The organism is Citrobacter sp. CK194 (assembly GCF_030333395.1).
Lineage (GTDB): Bacteria > Pseudomonadota > Gammaproteobacteria > Enterobacterales > Enterobacteriaceae > Citrobacter_B > Citrobacter_B koseri.
This window is the reverse complement of the sequence record NZ_JAOWGA010000018.1, coordinates 572198-591246: the sequence shown is the minus strand read 5'-3', so window position 1 is coordinate 591246 and position 19049 is coordinate 572198. Positions and strand designations below refer to the sequence as shown.

15 protein-coding genes are annotated in these 19049 nt (G+C 52.5%); 3 read left to right on the top strand and 12 right to left on the bottom strand.

Features of this window, described 5'->3' with window-relative positions; translation table 11 throughout:
* Window positions 1-15: 15 nt before the first annotated feature.
* Window positions 16-1677: an acyl-CoA synthetase FdrA gene (locus OGX80_RS14565; protein ID WP_115181177.1), complete on the bottom strand. Its 1662-nt coding sequence runs from the start codon at window positions 1675-1677 to the stop codon at window positions 16-18.
* 13 nt (window positions 1678-1690) lie between these two features.
* Complete coding sequence (locus OGX80_RS14560; RefSeq protein ID WP_012135031.1) at window positions 1691-2914, bottom strand: MFS transporter; 1224 nt, start codon at window positions 2912-2914, stop codon at window positions 1691-1693.
* 337 nt (window positions 2915-3251) lie between these two features.
* Between OGX80_RS14560 and OGX80_RS14555 the strand changes: the two genes are divergently transcribed.
* Window positions 3252-4157 carry a carbamate kinase gene (locus OGX80_RS14555; RefSeq protein ID WP_115181176.1) on the top strand — a complete coding sequence of 302 codons (906 nt, stop codon included), beginning with the start codon at window positions 3252-3254 and terminating at the stop codon, window positions 4155-4157.
* A 132-nt stretch (window positions 4158-4289) separates the two neighbouring features.
* On the opposite strand, the gene fbaA is transcribed toward OGX80_RS14555, so the two are convergent.
* From fbaA to tkt, 10 genes are all read right to left on the bottom strand, one after another.
* Window positions 4290-5369, bottom strand: coding sequence for a class II fructose-bisphosphate aldolase (gene fbaA, locus OGX80_RS14550; RefSeq protein WP_012135034.1), 1080 nt, complete (start codon window positions 5367-5369; stop codon window positions 4290-4292).
* A gap of 100 nt (window positions 5370-5469) precedes the next feature.
* Complete coding sequence (gene pgk, locus OGX80_RS14545) at window positions 5470-6633, bottom strand: phosphoglycerate kinase (RefSeq protein WP_024130932.1); 1164 nt, start codon at window positions 6631-6633, stop codon at window positions 5470-5472.
* A gap of 81 nt (window positions 6634-6714) precedes the next feature.
* Window positions 6715-7734 carry an erythrose-4-phosphate dehydrogenase gene (gene epd / locus OGX80_RS14540; protein WP_115181175.1) on the bottom strand — a complete coding sequence of 340 codons (1020 nt, stop codon included), beginning with the start codon at window positions 7732-7734 and terminating at the stop codon, window positions 6715-6717.
* Between the two features lie 331 nt (window positions 7735-8065).
* Window positions 8066-8776: a nucleoside/nucleotide kinase family protein gene (locus OGX80_RS14535; RefSeq protein WP_115181174.1), complete on the bottom strand. Its 711-nt coding sequence runs from the start codon at window positions 8774-8776 to the stop codon at window positions 8066-8068.
* A complete protein-coding gene (locus OGX80_RS14530) occupies window positions 8773-9282 on the bottom strand; it encodes an MltR family transcriptional regulator (protein WP_047461374.1) in 510 nt (169 codons plus the stop codon). The genes OGX80_RS14535 and OGX80_RS14530 overlap by 4 nt, the downstream gene beginning before the upstream one ends.
* 15 nt (window positions 9283-9297) lie before the next feature.
* Complete coding sequence (gene glpX, locus OGX80_RS14525; protein WP_012135045.1) at window positions 9298-10269, bottom strand: class II fructose-bisphosphatase; 972 nt, start codon at window positions 10267-10269, stop codon at window positions 9298-9300.
* The gene (locus tag OGX80_RS14520) at window positions 10266-11543 is read right to left on the bottom strand and encodes a zinc-binding dehydrogenase (RefSeq protein ID WP_012135046.1); all 1278 of its coding nucleotides are present in this window, start codon (window positions 11541-11543) and stop codon (window positions 10266-10268) included. Before OGX80_RS14520 ends, glpX begins: the two co-directional genes overlap by 4 nt.
* Before the next feature lie 24 nt (window positions 11544-11567).
* Entirely contained in the window at window positions 11568-12950 is a 1383-nt protein-coding gene (locus OGX80_RS14515; RefSeq protein WP_012135047.1) for a PTS mannitol transporter subunit IIBC, read from the bottom strand.
* 27 nt (window positions 12951-12977) lie between these two features.
* Complete coding sequence (cmtB, locus tag OGX80_RS14510) at window positions 12978-13418, bottom strand: PTS mannitol transporter subunit IIA (RefSeq protein WP_104868206.1); 441 nt, start codon at window positions 13416-13418, stop codon at window positions 12978-12980.
* A gap of 313 nt (window positions 13419-13731) precedes the next feature.
* Window positions 13732-15723: a transketolase gene (tkt, locus tag OGX80_RS14505; protein WP_024130933.1), complete on the bottom strand. Its 1992-nt coding sequence runs from the start codon at window positions 15721-15723 to the stop codon at window positions 13732-13734.
* A 277-nt stretch (window positions 15724-16000) separates the two neighbouring features.
* Here tkt and loiP point away from each other — a divergent pair, with 277 nt between their 5' ends.
* Window positions 16001-16759: a metalloprotease LoiP gene (gene loiP / locus OGX80_RS14500; RefSeq protein ID WP_049010274.1), complete on the top strand. Its 759-nt coding sequence runs from the start codon at window positions 16001-16003 to the stop codon at window positions 16757-16759.
* Between the two features lie 991 nt (window positions 16760-17750).
* A complete protein-coding gene (locus OGX80_RS14495) occupies window positions 17751-19019 on the top strand; it encodes an OprD family outer membrane porin (protein WP_012135053.1) in 1269 nt (422 codons plus the stop codon).
* Window positions 19020-19049 lie beyond the last annotated feature (30 nt).

The window sequence follows — 19049 nt, the reverse complement described above, 5'->3', positions numbered from 1 at the left end:
TCCGTACCTCTGAACTTAATGTAACTGTTTGAGTAGACTGGCGAGACGGGCGTTGCCACCGGCAACGGGCGCCCACTGATAATGCACAACCGGCGTACCGCTGCTTTGCAGATCCAGCGCGAAGCTGCGCAACCCGGCGTTGATGACCTGCACGCCATCAAGAAGCGCGCTATGTGCTTGCGGTATGCCGCGCTCCTGATGGCGTGTAAGACTGATGGCGAGCAGGACGGCTTCTTCCAGCGTTTCCACCACCGCAATCCCGGCCTCGCGAAGTTTTTCCGCCTGCCCGCTGCGCCCCTGCGGGTCGGCATCAGTACCGGTCAGGGTGGCAATCACCACCAGCGGCGCGGCGCGTTTGGCGCGCACTTGCTCTATCGCCTCGACGACCGCTCCCGCCGGGTCGGCACAGGCGCCATAGCCCAGCACCACATCCAGCAGCAGCACGCCCATCGTCGGCATTGCGGTCAGTTTTTCAATTTCAATACTGCGGGTAGTTGGATCAATCATCGGATGAGGTCTGCCCAGGGTGTAACTGTCATCACCAAGGTCGACAATGCGATGGCCGCCAGCCTCCAGCATCACGCCCTGGTCGTGGCTTTCGCTGACGGGGACGCCCAGCCCGGCGGAGAGCAGCATGGCGGCTTCGGCTGCCAGCGTGCCCCCGGCGTACAGGCCATAAATACCTTTCCCTGCCACTTCCGGCTGAATCCGTCGCTGTTGCGCCACGCGCATCAGCAGCACCGCCAGCTGGGCGGCATCCGACAAGGAGTTCGCCAGCCAGACGTTACCTTCACGGCGCTGTTCCGGTTGACGCCCGAGGAACAACGCGACCACCGGTTTCCCCACGTTTTGCATTGCCGCAATGATGCGGGTTCGCACCTGCGGCGACGGCGGTTTGGAGACAAAAGCAATCACCCGCGTGGCGTCATCCGCGGCCAGCATGTCGAGCGCGGTCAGCGCGCTGATGCCGCCCACTTCCGCGCTCAGGTCGCGCCCGCCCAGACCTATCGCATGGCTGATTCCCTGCTGATGCAGCGCAATCTGCGACGTCACTTCCTGAATCCCCGTCCCCGATGCGCCAATTACGCCAATCCCGCCTTCAGGCAGTACGTTGGCAAAAGCCAGCGGACTTCCGGCAATCATCGCCGTGCCACAGTCAGGCCCCATCACAATCAGCCCCCGCTCGCGCGCCATTGTTTTCAGCTCGACTTCCTGTTCCAGCGGCACGTTATCGGAAAACAGCATCACGTTTTTATTCGCCAGCAGCCCCTCTCTGGCAACCGATGCGGCATATTCCCCGGCAACGGAAACTAACAGCAGATTGGCCTGGGGTAATTTTTGACATGCGCTCTCCCAGCGTCGCGCTTTAATCAACTGGTGCGAGCTGCCCGAGGCATTCGTCATCGCATTCAGTTCTTTCTCCAGTTGCTCACGAATCAAATCCAGAATGCCGGGCTGTTCGCCTTCGGTTCGCACCGCCACGCAAATATCGTTTGGCGTGGCATCGGCAAAATCGTCATGCCAGAACCCGGTTGAATCCAGCATCGACTTATTCGCTGGCGTGCCCATCATCACCGAGACTTGATCAACTTCCGGGCGTTCACTGAGTTTTCGGGAAATAATCATCAGGCTGACGGAGTCCTGAAAACTTCCCTTTTTAATAAAGGCGTAAATCATTACCGCTACCTCTTTATGTGCGTTTTTCTTTTAAAAACAACATGGCGAATAAACCGACAGCCAGCAGCGCGGCTGAAACATAGAAACTGGAAGCCAGACTTCCGGTGATATCACGCGCCGCGCCTGCAATAATGGGTGCCAGAATGGATGAACTCATGCCGATAAAATTAAATAAGCCAAATGCCGTGCTGTAATTATTTTCATCAACGCTATCCGCCACCAGAGCGACCAGCACCGGGTCCAGCGCCAGTTTCCCGACAAGGCCATAGACGCACAGAGCGATAATGACGCCGGTCATATTTGGCATCCAGATAATTGACAGCATGCTGAGAATGGCAACGGGCACCAGGAACATAATTAATGGTTTACGCTTACCCAGTTTGTCAGACAAGCTGGAGAATAACAGCGCGCCAGGAATTGAAATCCATGCCACCAGCGAAGAAATAAATCCGGTTTCACTGCCCGCGATGCCACGTTCACTTTGCAGATAATAGGGAAGCCAGGTCAGAATAACGAAGAAACCAAACAGACTACAGAACACCATAATATAGGTGATAATTAAATTACGGTTTTTCAGAAGGTCGCTGAAATTCCCTTTTTTTACCGGTTTGCCATCAGCTTCAGCCGTGCGCTTCTTCTCTTTCACAAACAACCAGATCGCAATCCCAACCAGCACGGAGGGGATCGCCATCGCGTAAAATGGCATACGCCATGAATACCCCTGGTCGTACACCAGCCAACTGGAGGTCATCAGGCCCAGCGCAATACCGAAGGCCATCCCGCTATTGATGATTGCGCTGCCCAGCGAACGGTATTTTTTGGGGATCTGCTCGGAAGACAAGCCATACTGCGGGCCATAGTAAGTCCCTTCTCCCGCTCCCGTTACCACGCGGGCAAACAGCAGCGTATACCAGCTTTTCGCCCAACCGGTGACGGCGGTGAATACGCCAAAAAGAATAAACCCCGGCACCAGCACTTTCTTTTTGCCAATCTTATCGCCCAGAATGCCTGCCGGAACCTGAAGCAAAGCATAAGAAAAATAGAAAACTGAATTAAGAATACCTAATTGCGTACCACTTAAGCCAAATTCTTTTTCCAGCTCTCCCATTACCGGATTGAGTATCGTGCGGTCAGCGTACATAAAAATCCACCCTAACCAGAACAGGAAAACGGTGACCCACCAGGCCGGTATTCCTCTTTTATTCGTGACCTCAGTCACTTCATATGATCCAGACATAAGCAATCTCCCGGTAATATTTACCGCTGAACACCTCATGCTATCTGACATGATACGTGAGGTTTGATGTTTTAACTGAGGCTACCTTATCGGGGGAAAAATCCATTTCATTTGAACAAAATCACACAAAATCCATTGTTATAAATTCCTGGGAACTGACCGCTGCATTATTAAAAAAAGTCTAATAATCATTTTTAAAACAATTTAAATAAAAGAGATAAAAACGCTAAGGATTAGCGAGATATTTTTGTGGGTAAATGAGCTGTCGGTTACATCACATTATGAAAATAACAAGACGATATTTTTACCGCGAGATATTTCGCACAATGAGGTCATCATGAAAAAGAAAATCGTCATTGCCCTTGGCGGCAATGCGTTATTACAGCGCGGAGAAATTCTTAGCGCGGAAAATCAGCAGCGTAGCATTCAGGTATTCGCCAGAATGGCATCCGTACTGGCCCGGGATTATCAACTGGTGATTGTTCACGGCAACGGCCCGCAGGTGGGTCTGCTGGCGTTACAGAATGCGGCCTGTACAGACTCCCCCGCCTGGCCACTGGATATTCTGGTCGCCGAAAGCCAGGGAATGATCGGTTTTGCTATCGCTCAGGAACTGGCGTCATGCACCGGCGGCGCGCCTGTCACAACGCTGATGACCCGTGTGGCGGTCGATCTGCGAGATGACGCCTTTGCAACGCCCGGCAAGTATATCGGCCCGGTATATCAACCGGCGCAGCAGGCGGAGCTGGAAGCGCGCTACGGCTGGCAGATGAAAGCCGATGGCAACTATATTCGTCGGGTTGTTCCCTCTCCGACACCATTAAAAATTCTCGACAGTGACGCAATACAAACGTTGATAGATGCCGGACATACGGTAATTTGCTGCGGTGGCGGCGGCATTCCGGTTATCGCACAAGACGAGGGATACCAGGGAGTCGAAGCGGTCATTGATAAAGATTTAACGGCCTCGGTGCTGGCGCAGTCTCTCCACGCCGATCATCTGTTGATCCTGACAGATGCGGACGCTGTGTATGAGAACTGGGGAACGCCACAGGCGCGCGCGCTGCGCCATGCAACGGTAGAAGAACTGGCGCCGTTTGCCGCCCCCGATGGTGCAATGGGCCCCAAAGCCGCAGCGGTGATGCAGTTTGTTAAACAGACCGGGAACACTGCGTTTATCGGCGCGCTAAAAGATGCGCCACAGATTCTGGCGGGGGAAAAAGGCACCTGTGTGACGCGGTAAACTTTTTTTGCCGGATGGCGACGCGAAAGCGTCTTATCCGGCCTACGGGAAGCACGGTTGCCAATCGTAGTCGCCATCCAGCAAAAAAAATGGCTTCCCGAAGGAAGCCATTTTTACAATCAGCAGGCTGAATTACAGAACGTCAATCGCGTTCAGTTCTTTGAAAGCCTGTTCCAGACGCGCGATCATGGAAGTCTGGCCGGCACGCAGCCATACGCGCGGATCGTAGTATTTCTTGTTCGGCTGATCTTCGCCTTTCGGGTTGCCCAGCTGACCCTGAAGATACGCTTCGTTATCTTTGTAATACTTCAGAACACCTTCCCAGGTCGCCCATTGGGTATCGGTATCGATGTTCATTTTGATTACGCCGTAGCTTACGGAGTCTTTGATTTCCTGAGCGGTAGAACCGGAACCACCGTGGAATACGAAGTTCAGGCTGTTGTGCGGCAGGTTGTGTTTCTTAGAAACATATTCCTGAGAGTCGCGCAGGATGGTCGGGGTCAGAACCACGTTACCCGGTTTGTAAACACCGTGTACGTTACCGAAGGAAGCCGCGATGGTGAAACGCGGGCTGATTTTGCTCAGCTCAGTGTACGCGTAATCAACGTCTTCCGGCTGGGTGTACAGTGCAGAAGCGTCCATGTGGCTGTTGTCCACGCCGTCTTCTTCACCACCGGTGCAACCCAGTTCGATTTCCAGAGTCATGCCCATTTTGGCCATGCGCGCCAGGTATTTGGAGCAGATTTCGATGTTCTCTTCCAGAGACTCTTCAGACAGGTCGATCATGTGAGAAGAGAACAGCGGCTTACCGGTCGCAGCGAAGTGTTTTTCACCCGCGTCCAGCAGACCGTCGATCCACGGCAGCAGTTTCTTCGCGCAGTGGTCGGTGTGCAGAATTACCGGAACACCGTAGTGTTCAGCCATCTGGTGAACGTGATGCGCGCCAGAGATAGCGCCCAGGATTGCCGAGCCCTGAGGAACGTCGGTTTTCACGCCTTTACCCGCGATAAAGGAAGCGCCACCGTTGGAGAACTGGACGATGACCGGCGCTTTAACTTTCGCAGCGGTTTCCAGAACGGCGTTGATGGAATCGGTGCCCACGCAGTTAACTGCTGGCAGAGCAAAGTTGTTTTCTTTTGCTACCTGGAACACTTTCTGTACGTCATCACCAGTAATTACGCCTGGTTTTACGAAATCAAAAATTTTAGACATGTTTCGTTGTCCTGTATCGTCGGGCCTTAGAAAAAACACGGGCCGCCCTGAATGTCAGCACGGCAATAAATCAACGGGCAGGAATCCCTGCCCGTAACGATTACTTCTTAGCGCGCTCTTCGAGCATTGCTACTGCTGGCAGCACTTTGCCTTCCACGAATTCGAGGAATGCGCCGCCGCCAGTGGAGATGTAGGAGATTTTGTCAGCAATGCCGAACAGGTCGATTGCCGCCAGAGTGTCGCCGCCGCCTGCGATGGAGAACGCTTCGCTGTCTGCGATCGCGTTGGCAACAATTTCGGTGCCTTTACGGAAGTTCGGGAATTCGAACACGCCAACCGGGCCGTTCCACAGAATGGTTTTCGCATTCTTCAGGATGTCAGCCAGTTTCTCAGCGGAAGTATCGCCCAAGTCCAGAATCTGCTCGTCGTCTTTGATGTCGTTAACAGATTTCAGGGTCGCGGTAGCGGTTTCGGAGAACTCGGTTGCTACGCGTACGTCAGTTGGAACCGGGATATCGCAGGTGGTCAGCAGGCGTTTCGCTTCGTCAACCAGGTCAGCTTCGTACAGGGATTTGCCCACATTGTGGCCCTGAGCGGCAACGAAGGTGTTTGCGATGCCGCCGCCAACAATCAGCTGGTCAGCGATTTTGGACAGGGAGTCCAGAACGGTCAGTTTGGTAGACACTTTAGAACCGCCAACGATAGCCACCATCGGGCGAGCCGGTTCTTTCAGCGCTTTACCCAGCGCATCCAGTTCTGCCGCCAGCAGCGGACCTGCGCAAGCGACGTCGGCGAATTTACCGATACCGTGGGTAGAAGCCTGAGCGCGGTGCGCAGTACCGAAAGCGTCCATCACGAATACGTCGCACAGCGCAGCGTATTTCTTAGACAGGGCTTCGTCGTCTTTCTTCTCGCCTTTGTTAAAGCGAACGTTTTCCAGAACCACCAGTTCACCAGCAGCCACTTCAACGCCGTCCAGGTAATCTTTTACCAGGCGAACCGGATTGGACAGTTTGTCTTTCAGGTAGTTAACAACCGGCAGCAGAGAGAATTCTTCGTTGTACTCGCCTTCGGTAGGACGACCCAGGTGGGAAGTAACCATCACTTTCGCACCCTGTTTCAGGGCCAATTCGATGGTCGGCAGGGAAGCGCGAATACGCGCGTCGCTGGTTACTTTCCCTTCTTTAACTGGAACGTTCAGATCCGCACGGATAAAAACACGTTTACCAGCAAGATCCAGATCGGTCATCTTAATTACAGACATGGTGAATCCTCTCATTGATTCATAAAGTTTTGCAGACGTCATGCGCTTCATCCTTTTGAAGGATTTTGCGCATGGAATGTCCTACTTGAAACCAACTGCGGCCATCGCTAACGTCGTGTCGAGCATTCGGTTAGCAAAGCCCCATTCATTATCGCACCAGACCAATGTCTTGATCAGGTGGGCGCCACTGACCCGTGTCTGGGTGCCATCAACGATGGCGCTATGCGGGTCGTGGTTGAAATCTATCGAGACCAACGGCAATTCCGTATAGTCAACTATACCATGAAATGCCCCATGTGCTGCTTTTTGCAGCAACTGGTTGACTTCATTGGCTTTTACCGGCTTTTTCACCGTCACGCTTAAGTCGATCGCCGTCACATTTATGGTCGGTACGCGTACCGCAATCGCCTCAAAACGGTCGTTGAACTGCGGGAAAATTCGCGTAATGCCCGCCGCCAGTTTGGTATCAACCGGAATAATCGACTGGCTGGCGGCGCGGGTGCGTCGCAGATCGGAATGGTACGCGTCGATCACCTGTTGATCGTGCATGGCGGAGTGGATCGTCGTGACGGTTCCCGACTCAATGCCGTATGCATCATCTAACAATTTAATGACGGGGATGATGCAATTCGTGGTACAGGACGCATTCGATACGATGCGGTGTTCCGCACGCAATTGCTCCTGGTTCACGCCAAACACGACGGTGGCGTCAAGATCGTGGCTGCCGGGATGTGAAAAGAGCACTTTTTTCGCGCCAGCGGCAAGATGCGCCTCGCCGTGCTCACGATTACCGTACACGCCCGTGCAATCCAGCACGACATCAATACTCAGTTCGCGCCAGGGGAGCGCATCCAGCGTTCGCTCGTGCAAAATGCGAATCGTGTCGTCGCCGACGATGAGCTGCTCGCGCTCCTGGCGAACATCCCATGCAAAACGTCCATGGCTGGTGTCATATTTCAACAAATGCGCCATGCCCGCAGCATCCGCAAGTTCGTTGATTGCCACCACGCTGATTTCCGCCCGGCGTCCTGATTCATACAAAGCACGAATCACGTTACGCCCGATGCGACCAAAGCCATTAATCGCTACGCGTACGGTCATAGGTCTCCTGCAAGGCTATCCCGATTCAGATGAGGCTGACAGAGTAATCCAGCAAATCATCGAGGAAAACCTTACCTGTCGCAAACTGCGACTGATTGATTATTTGTCGAACATTTAATCGACTGAAACGCTTCAGCTAGAATAAGCGAAACGAGGAATAAAAGGAATGATTGTCCAGTCAAAGAAGCCAGTTATCTGACCTGCATCACACTTTCGTCCCCTTCAGCGCCCGATTTATTCCATATTCCAGAATGGCGAATAAGCGTAGCAATATCTTTTCGCTGCCGCGTCACAAATCCTGATTTATATCAGGAAGTACGTGAGCCAGCGTCTATGCAAGACGATACTCGCCCTTTGCCGTCATCTCTAACGTAAGACTCGCAGGTAAGCTGTTTTCCAGCACCCGACAAACGTTAGGCCCGTCGGTACGGTCAAAAAATATCTGCGCCTGCTCTTCGCTCAGTCCTCCTGCCTGTTTACGTGCGATTAAACGTCCGCGCAGCACATCGGCAGGCGCGCGGATAAACAGTGAATAATCGCAATACTGCCGTAGCTCGCGCCAGGACGGCGCGTTATACAACAGCCAGTTTCCTTCAATAATAACGACAGGCGCCGTCACCTGAATGGCATTTTCGACAGGGTCATGCAGCTGGCGATCATATTGAGGCCAGGTTGCATTCTGCTCATGGAGCTGACGTAAATTACTCGCCAGTTTTTCAACGTTAAAGGTTTCAGGCGCACCTTTAGCGGCGCGCAGTTCATGCTCATCCAGCCAGCGATTATAATGATGGAAGCCATCCATCGGCAGCGTCTGGATCGTCGGTAATTCTGGATCGTTACGCGACAGATATTCCCAGAAGGTGGTGAGCGTTGACTTTCCTGTTCCTGGCGGGGCGCTCAGAAAAATAACGGTGCAGCGCTCAGGTATTTTCGCGTTTAATGTTGCCAGATGCCGTAACAGCGGTTTATGGACATTTTCTACTTCATCGTCATCATACCAGGCGTCGGTCATCAGCCCATTAATCTGGAGCGATATTTTCACGGTGTTAATTCCCTTAATATCGTCGTTACCGCTAAAGCCAGCCCGGTTTTGATCATGGTGACAAAACGTATTTCTGAATAGATGGCGAAATCTGCAAACTTCATTGATTTCAACGAATTGTAGAGTGTAGCATTCGTCGTTATGCTATTGACGTTACTCATAAAATCCCAGGTGATATCATCAGAAAAACGGGGGATTTCACGCTGTTCACGTAAATACTGATAAAACTGAGAAAAGTGAATCACATCGGCATACAGCCATTTATCCATTTTTCCCAACGCATAAATCAAACGTATTGCCACATCAATGTCATCAAGCGGGCCGCTTTGAGCCAGTAACGGCTTCACTGCATATTCGACGATTTCTTCATCGTTATTGACGAATAATGACGGCAGAAAATTTTTGATGGCCTGCAACAGGATGTCATTTGCGGTTGCCATAAACGAAAGTAAATTATCCTGAGCGTCCAGTTGCTCAAGTACATCATCTTCTGTCAACGTCGTCATGCGTTTCTCGATAAATCACCAGCAATGCAGAGAGTCTATTATATTACACGTTCGATCGATGCCACCGATCAGTAATGTTTGCGTACTGACGCCATTTTCCGTTTTCTGCACGCCATGTAACAGATCGCCTCCCGTTACGCCCGTTGCTGAAAACAGAATATCCTGGCTTCCCACGAGTTCATCCAGCGTATAAACCCGGTTCACCGCGACACCCATTTGCTTACAGCGACGTAACTCATCGTTCGCGATCAATCGGTGTTCCGCCGTTTCACCTTTAGCCTGACAAAAGTCAATCAACTCAGCCTGCATATCACCATCAAGCGCCTTCACGGCGCAGGCTGATATCACCCCTTCCGGCGCGCCGCCAATAGCGTACATCACATCGAACGGATGATGTTGCTGGCAGGTTAATACGCTGGCGGCGACATCGCCATCCGGCAAGGCAAACACCTTGACGCCAAGCTGCGCGGCCTGCTGAATAACCGCCTGATGGCGCGGTTTATCCAGCGTCGCCATACGCAACGACGTGAGCGGCTTATTCAGCGCAGCGGCAATATTACGCAGGTTCTCTTCCAGTGATAACGCGAGGTTAATCGCCCCTTTCGCCTGACGGTTAACCACCAGTTTGCGCATATACATGTCAGGCGCATGCAGCAGGCTCCCCTGCGGCGCCAGCGCCATCACGGACAACGCATTATTCTGCCCCATCGCCACCATACGCGTTCCCTCAATCGGATCGACGGCGATATCCACGCTCGGCCCTGTCCCGGTTCCGACCTCTTCACCGATATACAACATCGGCGCATGGTCGATTTCGCCTTCGCCGATAACAATTTTGCCCCGCATGGCGACTTCATTTAGTGACTGACGCATGGCTGTCACCGCCAGTCCATCGATTTTGTTTTTATCGCCGCATCCGGTTTGCGGCCAGGCAGCAAGCGCTGCCTGTTCCGTAATCCGAAAAAGCGGCCACGCCAGAGACATCATGCCGCCGCCTCCCCAATATCTACGCCAAACTGCGCCAGCAAATATCTCTCCGCGTTTTCATTCCAGATGCCGTGCGTCTCTTCAACCAGACGCGCCAGCGCTTTGAATAACGGGTCGGTTTTTCCTTTTTCGGCAAAATCGGCGATAGCGGTCAGCGGCATGGTCACGCCGTTATAAATGAGTTTTTTCCCGCCCGGAATATTGGGCAGGTTAAGCACCGTTTCCGGGACGGCATCCAGCCCGCCAATGTGCGTTACCATAAATGAAGGCTGTAGTTGCCCTGTGGCGCTCAACGCAATGGCCTCTTTCATGTCATCGGTCGAACCGCCGGACGTTCCCACAACATGGGTACTGTTGTAATGCACGTTGTAGAAGTTAAACGGAACCTTAAAATCTTTATCCGTTGGGCCCGCGAAAAAGTTCAGACAACCGTCTTCAGCCAGCAGTGTATCGGCCATTTCCACCACCGCCGGGACGGCGGCGTAAACGAAAACGTCATCGAAACCCGCATCTTCCGTTAGCGCACGCAGTTTTGCCGTCGGGTTTTCCATGCCGCAGGTATTCACATAAACAAGCTCAATCCCCTTCGCCGCCGCCAGCTCGACCGGCAGCAGTTTTTTCGCTTGTGACAGACGGGCTTCATCAATATCGACCACCACCACTCGCGAAGGCTGGATACCACCGTTGATGGCATAATCAATGGCGCCGATCCCCATCGGCCCGGCACACGCCAGAAGCGCAATATTACCGCCGGGTTTCACCCCCATACGGTGCTCATAAACATAAGGCGTCGTGTGGTAGTTCGCATTGTATGCGCCGATAATACAGCACATGGGTTCTGCCAGTGACGCCGCCGCGAAATAAGAGCCGTGATACGGTAAAACACAGCCGAGGTTAATCGCCAGCTCAGGAATAATCATATACGTCGCATTGCCGCCAAAATATTCATAGCTATATCCCGCTGAATATCCGCTGGGCAACCCCATCGCCGGTTGCAACACAAAACGTTGTCCCTTTTTATATTTATCGGTCAGGTTTTTCCCCACCTCAACAATAATACCTGCGCACTCATGACCAGTAATAACCGGGTGATTCTCTAAGTCATCAGGCACACGTTTATGCTCGCTACCTAACGTGGCGGCTTTCCATGTCGATAAACACACGCTGTCTGATATTACACTCACTAACAGTTCATTATCTGTAATTTCAGGCAATTCAAACTCGCGGATGCGAACATCCTGCTTACCATAAATAGCAGCGACTTTGGTCTTCATAGTTACTCCGAAAAATTGATGATGCTAATCCGCGATGAGTTTTTTAAATAATTCATCCAGCAGTGGGTCACCGATGTAATTTTTAATTAACACCGTGGGCTTATTACTCACACGCTTAACGCGGCCCTCAAGGCTGGCATGCGTCACGATAATATCGGCGTCATCAGGAACATTTTCGATAGCATGATGAGCCACCGCAATCACCAGACCGGCTTTCTCCAGACGCTTACGGAATGTCGTTGCCCCCATCGCGCTGGAACCCATTCCGGCATCGCAGACAAAAGCGATACGTTTAATATTCTTATAAGAAAATGCGCCTTCCTGTTTCATTGCTTTCACGGCTTTCGCAGACTCTGCGAAATGGTCTTCTTCATTCTCCGTTTCAACGCTCTTTTCCATTTTCAGGATGATCGAAGTCACGATGAAGGTCACCAGCGTTCCCGCCGTTACACCCGCGATCGTAGCCAGGAAAGATCCTTTCGGCGTCAGCGCAAGGTACGCGAAAATCGAACCCGGACTTGGGCCTGCAACCAGTCCGCCGCCTAACAGATTAAATACCCAGGTTCCCGTCATCCCGCCAGCGATCATCGCAATCAGCGTTAACGGTTTCATCAATACATACGGGAAGTACAGCTCGTGAATCCCCCCCAGGAAGTGGATGATCATCGCTCCCGGCGCGGATTTTTTGCTCATACCACGGCCAAAGAAGGTAAAGCCCAGCAGCAGCCCTAATCCCGGGCCAGGGTTAGAGGCCACCATGAAGAAAATCGATTTCCCCGTCTCCGACGCCTGTTGCATCCCCAACGGGTAATAGACGCCCTGATCAATCGCGTTATTCAGAAAGAGAATTTTCGCGGGTTCGTTAATAAGCGACAGCAGCGGCAGATAACCGGCATGCACCAGCGATTCAATACACTCTTTCACAAAATTATTCGCGATGAGCACTGCCGGGCCAATCACCTCAAACCCCAGCAGGCACAGGAGCATCCCGGCAATACCCAGAGAGAAGTTATTAATCACCATCTCAAAGCCAGCGGGAATACGCTTGTCCAGCAGTCGGTCGATATGTTTAATCACCAGCCCACCAAGTGGCCCCATGATCATTGAGCCGAGGAACATAGGAATATCCGCGCCGATAATGACGCCAATCGTACCAATTCCCCCCATCACCGCGCCTCGTTTCCCGCCCACCAGATGGCCGCCAGTAGAACCGATCATTACTGGCAGCAAATAGGTGATCATAGGGCCAACTATTTTGGCGAAATGTTCATTCGGTAGCCAACCGGTTGGAATAAATAAGGCAGTAATAAACCCCCAGGCAATAAATGCGCCGATATTGGGAATGACCATTGCAGTCAAAAAGCCCCCAAAAGCCTGGACCTTTGCACGAGCAGACTTGTGTTCCATAATAATATCCTGTAGAGGAGAAATTAATTATGCGCGAGCAATAATATCCGCTAGCTGTTTTTCAGATGTTGCTGTTAACAATTCAGTAAGAATTTCATCTTCACATAATAATTCACTTAACGCCTGAATAGCGCCAATGTGAGAGTCCGCATCTGCGGCGGATAAACCGATTAATAGTTTGATCGGATCATCTTCTGTAAACTTCACTTCTTGCCGGAGGAGTGTTAACGACATCCCCGTTTTTAAAGCACCACATTCAGGACGCGCATGCGGCATTGCGACGCCTGGCGCCAGAATATAATAAGGCCCATTGGTTAATGTGGACTCTTTAATGGCCTGAATATACCGTGAGTTAACATAATCATGAGAAAGCAGAGAGGACATGGAAAAATCAATTGCTTCGCGCCAGTCAGTCGCTGCATTTTTTATTGCTATTGACGATTCAGGGAAATAATCAATCAGCCGCATAAATTATCCTTATTTATATAGGGTACTGCTTATCGTTAAAAACAAAATACTCGCGCGGCAAAGCGAAATCAATCGAGGGGAAAAATGCGAAGAAGGAGAAAGTGTTTTTTTAGAACTCAATAAAAACAGACAGTTAAAAGCATAAAAATAAAAAGCAACTGTATTTATGTGCCGTTCATCACAATTACATTAAATCACTAAATATCAAATATGTGAATTAGATCATATATAGCCACTTGCCTGAACAAAATTACTTATAATCCCTTTATAAAAAACGGGCCGCCTGAGCGACCCGTTCGGTGTTGTATCGTGATTACAGCAGTTCTTTTGCTTTCGCGACAACGTTATCAACGGTAAAGCCGAACTCTTCGAACAGCAGCTCAGCAGGCGCAGACTCACCGAAGGTGGTCATGCCGACGATAGCGCCATTCAGGCCCACGTATTTGAACCAGTAGTCAGCGATACCCGCTTCCACTGCCACGCGAGCGGAAACCGCTTTCGGCAGTACGGCTTCACGGTAAGCGGCATCCTGCTTGTCGAACGCGTCGGTAGACGGCATGGAGACCACGCGCGCTTTCACGCCTTCGGCAGACAGTTTGTCCCATGCGGCAACGGCCAGCTCAACTTCAGAACCGGTTGCGATGAAGATCAGTTCCGGCTGACCGGCGCAATCTTTCAACACATAACCACCGCGCGCAATGTTCGCCAGCTGCTCTTCGGTACGTTCCTGCTGCGCCAGATTCTGACGGGAGAGGATCAGCGCGGTCGGGCCGTCCTGACGCTCAACGCCGTATTTCCACGCCACTGCGGATTCAACCTGGTCACACGGACGCCAGGTGCTCATGTTCGGCGTTACGCGCAGAGAAGCCACCTGCTCTACCGGCTGGTGAGTCGGGCCATCTTCGCCCAGACCGATGGAGTCGTGGGTGTAGACCATCACCTGGCGCTGTTTCATCAGCGCAGCCATACGCACCGCGTTACGGGCATATTCCACGAACATCAGGAAGGTAGAGGTGTACGGCAGGAAACCACCGTGCAGGGAGATGCCGTTAGCGATGGCGGTCATACCGAACTCGCGCACGCCGTAATGGATGTAGTTACCCGCAGCATCTTCGTTGATGGCTTTAGAACCCGACCACAGGGTCAGGTTGCTTGGCGCCAGGTCAGCGGAACCGCCGAGGAACTCAGGCAGCAGCGGCCCAAACGCTTCAATCGCATTCTGAGACGCTTTACGGCTGGCAATTTTCGCCGGGTTAGCCTGCAACTTAGCGATAAATTCATTCGCTTTCGCGTCGAAGTCAGACGGCATTTCGCCTTTCATACGACGGGTAAATTCAGCGGCTTCCTGCGGGAAGGCTTTTGCATAGGCGGCGAATTTCTCATTCCAGGCCGCTTCTTTTGCCTGACCGGCTTCTTTCGCATCCCACTGCGCGTAGATTTCAGACGGGATTTCGAACGGCGCGTATTTCCAGCCCAGCTGTTCGCGGGTCAGTGCGATTTCAGCATCGCCCAGCGGCGCGCCGTGAGAGTCGTGCGTACCCGCTTTGTTCGGGGAACCGAAACCGATGATGGTTTTGCACATCAGCAGGGACGGTTTGTCAGTAACGGCGCGCGCTTCTTCAACCGCGCGTTTAATCGCTTCAGCATCGTGACCGTCGATACCGCGCACAACGTGCCAGCCGTAGGCTTCGAAACGTTTAGCGGTGTCATCAGTGAACCAGCCTTCAACGTGGCCATCGATAGAGATACCGTTGTCATCGTAGAACGCGATCAGTTTGCCCAGCTTCAGCGTTCCTGCCAGAGAGCAGACTTCATGGGAAATACCTTCCATCATGCAGCCATCGCCCATGAAGGCATAGGTGAAGTGATCCACGATATCGTGGCCTGGACGGTTGAACTGCGCCGCCAGTGTTTTTTCCGCAATCGCCATACCGACCGCGTTCGCAATCCCCTGGCCCAGCGGGCCGGTGGTGGTTTCAACACCTGCGGTGTAACCCACTTCCGGGTGGCCCGGCGTTTTGGAGTGCAGCTGACGGAAGTTTTGCAGCTCAGACATCGGCAGGTCATAGCCGGTGAGGTGCAGCAGGCTGTAGATCAGCATGGAGCCGTGGCCGTTAGACAGCACGAAGCGGTCACGGTCAGCCCAGGAAGGGTTCTGCGGGTTGTGGTTCAGGAAATCACGCCACAGGACTTCGGCAATGTCAGCCATACCCATAGGGGCACCCGGGTGACCGGATTTGGCTTTCTGTACTGCGTCCATGCTCAGCGCACGAATAGCATTGGCAAGCTCTTTACGTGAGGACATTTTGACTCCAGATCGGATGATGAAGGCCATGCCCTTAACGACTTGACGACAGCGCGTTTTGGGCTACGCCGGAAAAAAGTGCCAACAATGTAACCCAAGCCGCGAGCCATGTACATGGAGCATCCTTTCGCCGCTTCAGAAATCTCCGGATCGTGTTCGCATGTTGCGCAATCTGCTCACCCCCTTGTCGTTCTTTTCTTTATACTTAGCGTGGCGCTGGTTCATCGACACAAGGCGCACTTTTAGAACAATCCTGATTTCGTGCGGAAGAGAAAACATGAAAATTCGCGCTTTACTGCTTGCTATGAGCATGGCGACGGTTCTGACCGGTTGCCAGAATATGGACTCCAATGGACTGCTCGCTTCAGGTGCAGGCGCTTTTCAGGCTTACAGCCTTAGTGATGAGCAAGTAAAAGCGCTCAGCGACCAGGCATGTACGGAAATGGACAGCAAGGCGACGATCGCCCCGGCCAGCAGCGAATACGCGAAGCGACTGAGCAAAATCGCCTCTGCGCTCGGCGACAATATCAACGGCCAGCCGGTGAATTACAAAGTCTATGTGGCGAAAGACGTTAACGCGTTTGCAATGGCGAACGGCTGTATCCGCGTCTATAGCGGCCTGATGGACATCATGACCGATAACGAAGTGGAGGCGGTCATCGGCCACGAAATGGGACACGTTGCGCTCGGCCATGTGAAGAAAGGGATGCAGGTTGCGCTGGGGACTAACGCGGTTCGCGCCGCAGCCGCTTCCGCTGGCGGTATTGTCGGCAGTCTGTCGCAGTCGCAGTTGGGCGATCTTGGCGAGAAACTGGTGAACTCACAGTTCTCCCAGCGCCAGGAGTCCGAGGCGGATGATTACTCCTATGACTTGTTGCGCAAACGCGGCATCAGTCCGGCCGGTCTGGCAACCAGCTTTGAGAAACTGGCGAAGCTGGAAGCGGGACGTCAAAGCTCCATGTTTGACGATCACCCGGCCTCCGCCGAACGCGCCCAGCATATTCGCGACCGAATGGCGGCAGACGGTATTAAATAAAAACGAGAGCAACATGTAGCTCTTGTTAGCTGTTCCGTTCGCCTTATGTTCGTTACCTGTCTGAAACCATAGCATTTGCGAACGTGTTAAGGAGGCTCGTCGCCGCCTCCTTAACAATCCTGGCTCCCGGCGGGAAAATTGTTGCTTCGCAATACCCTCCGCTTATTCCTCCAGGCTACCGGGGCGGGCGCGAGGTAGCGTCCCTGCAAAACGCGCCCTGAACCCGCATCCATGCGGGTTCCTCCGGCCTTACGGAAACACGTCGGCAATTTTCAGCCGGACCCGCCCACACCTGACCATTTCCACGGTTTGTTTTTTTAACAGCAAAACCGGTGCAACTGAAAATCAGAGCATTGCAGCAATGCCCCTGTTCCGGCTGAAAATCGATGAGACGTTGACGGCTGACCGGGTCCGCCCGCAGGGACGCGGGCGGAGGGGGCGGCCTGCCGGGACGCAGGCTCGGCCCCGACCCGAAAGGCAGACGGAATAAGGCGAATGAACCGCGCAGCGGCGATTTTCCTTGCCGGAGAGCCTGGGTTGCAAGGGAGGCGGCGACGAGCCTCCCTTGCACGTTCACGGGTACTAAGTTTTCAGAGGAATGTTGAACATCAGGTGAACGGAAACAATCTTCCTGCCTAAATATTCTCCCGGCAGACAGAATAGCGCTCAAATGGTAATTACCCCATTCTTATAACGCATAAATTGATAACTTAAGCGCACAGAACGTTAAATATCAAAATATAAACAGTAGCGATATATTCGACGTTTTATTCTCTGATAGAGGATTATTTTAGTATTTATATTCCCCGGCATGTTTTATCACTTCTTTTAACGCCACAGACAAAATATAAAATAGTCCAGTCCCGATATGACCGGCACGCCAACGGCTGTAAGCCTTTGTCACAAAATGTTTGCAATCAATAATTATTCAGGTAACTATCCGTAACGCAGCAATTCAATTTGATATTATCCATAAAGAGAAGTTCCCTCAGTGAAAAAAGAAATATCGTTAATCGCATTAAGTTTATTCGCCGCATTGCCTGCCATTGCCAGCCAACAATCCGACAGCCAGGGTTTTGTTAATGACAGCCATTTAAATCTCTTTTTACGCAACGCCTGGATTAACCGCGACTATCAGGGCGGCGTACAGGACAAAGCCGAATGGGGCCAGGGCATTGTCGCCACCTTTGAATCTGGCTATACCGAAGGTCTGATCGGCTTTGGCGTTGACGGTATTGCGCAGTATGGCGTGCGTCTGGACGGCGGCCGTGGCCGCAGTGGCGCAGGCGGTATCGACTTCTTCAAACAAGACAGCGACGGCCGCGCGAAATCCGATCTGGCAAAATTTGGCGCAACCGCCAAAATGCGCATCTCCAACACCGTCCTGAGCTACGGCAACCAGCGTCCGCAACTCCCGATCGTCTACGCCGACGATTCCCGTCTGCTGTTTGAAAGCTTCACCGGCACCATGTTGACCTCCAGAGAGATCGACGGTCTGGAGATTAATGCCGGTTATTTCACCGACGAGCAGCGCAAAAGCGACGACCGCCACAACAGCGGCCTGAAAAGCCTCTCTTTCGGCGGCGCGAGCTACCAGTTTAACGATCAGTTCAGCGGCGCCCTGTATGCCTCGCACGTCGAAGATGTGCTGAACAAACAGTATCTGGGGCTGAACTTCAAACAGCCTTTCAGCACCGGACAGCAGCTGGTGCTGGACTTCAACGGCTACAACTCACGTCTGGATTCCGGTTACGCCGATAGCCTGAATACTGGCCGCAGCAACAGCATCTGGAGCCTGGCGGCAAGTTATATCTGGGATATTCATACCTTTAAAGTGGCGTATCAGCAAAGCAGCGGCAGCACCGGTTATCACTACGGCAGCTATCGCGATCAGGGCGGCGTCGGCGATGGCGGCAACACCATCTGGCTGGCGAACTCTTACTGGTCTGATTTTAACGGTGAAGACGAACGTTCCTGGCAGGCGTCATATGGACTGGATTTTGCCGGTCTCGGTTTACCGGGGCTGAGCTGGACAACCGCTTATGTTCGCGGCGATAACATCAAAACATCGGCAACCAGCAACGGCAAAGAGCACGAGTGGTTCAACCAGGTGCAATACCAGGTTCAGGACGGCATGGCAAAAGACCTGAAACTGAAGCTGCGCTATTCCGTATTACGCGTGTCCAGCAACGCCAGCGACTATAACGTTAGCGGCAACGAGATTCGCGCTTACGTGGAATATCCGTTTAACATCTTTTAAGTTAAAACCCCTCTCCTGATGACGGAGAGG

Coding starts and splice junctions, on each gene's coding strand:
- fbaA (WP_012135034.1), bottom strand. CDS start 5,369: ATGTCTAAAATTTTTGATTTCGTAAAACCAGGCGTAATTACTGGTGAT.
- OGX80_RS14565 (WP_115181177.1), bottom strand. CDS start 1,677: ATGATTTACGCCTTTATTAAAAAGGGAAGTTTTCAGGACTCCGTCAGC.
- glpX (WP_012135045.1), bottom strand. CDS start 10,269: ATGATGTCTCTGGCGTGGCCGCTTTTTCGGATTACGGAACAGGCAGCG.
- cmtB (WP_104868206.1), bottom strand. CDS start 13,418: ATGCGGCTGATTGATTATTTCCCTGAATCGTCAATAGCAATAAAAAAT.
- pgk (WP_024130932.1), bottom strand. CDS start 6,633: ATGTCTGTAATTAAGATGACCGATCTGGATCTTGCTGGTAAACGTGTT.
- loiP (WP_049010274.1), top strand. CDS start 16,001: ATGAAAATTCGCGCTTTACTGCTTGCTATGAGCATGGCGACGGTTCTG.
- OGX80_RS14555 (WP_115181176.1), top strand. CDS start 3,252: ATGAAAAAGAAAATCGTCATTGCCCTTGGCGGCAATGCGTTATTACAG.
- OGX80_RS14515 (WP_012135047.1), bottom strand. CDS start 12,950: ATGGAACACAAGTCTGCTCGTGCAAAGGTCCAGGCTTTTGGGGGCTTT.
- OGX80_RS14560 (WP_012135031.1), bottom strand. CDS start 2,914: ATGTCTGGATCATATGAAGTGACTGAGGTCACGAATAAAAGAGGAATA.
- tkt (WP_024130933.1), bottom strand. CDS start 15,723: ATGTCCTCACGTAAAGAGCTTGCCAATGCTATTCGTGCGCTGAGCATG.
- OGX80_RS14530 (WP_047461374.1), bottom strand. CDS start 9,282: ATGACGACGTTGACAGAAGATGATGTACTTGAGCAACTGGACGCTCAG.
- OGX80_RS14520 (WP_012135046.1), bottom strand. CDS start 11,543: ATGAAGACCAAAGTCGCTGCTATTTATGGTAAGCAGGATGTTCGCATC.
- epd (WP_115181175.1), bottom strand. CDS start 7,734: ATGACCGTACGCGTAGCGATTAATGGCTTTGGTCGCATCGGGCGTAAC.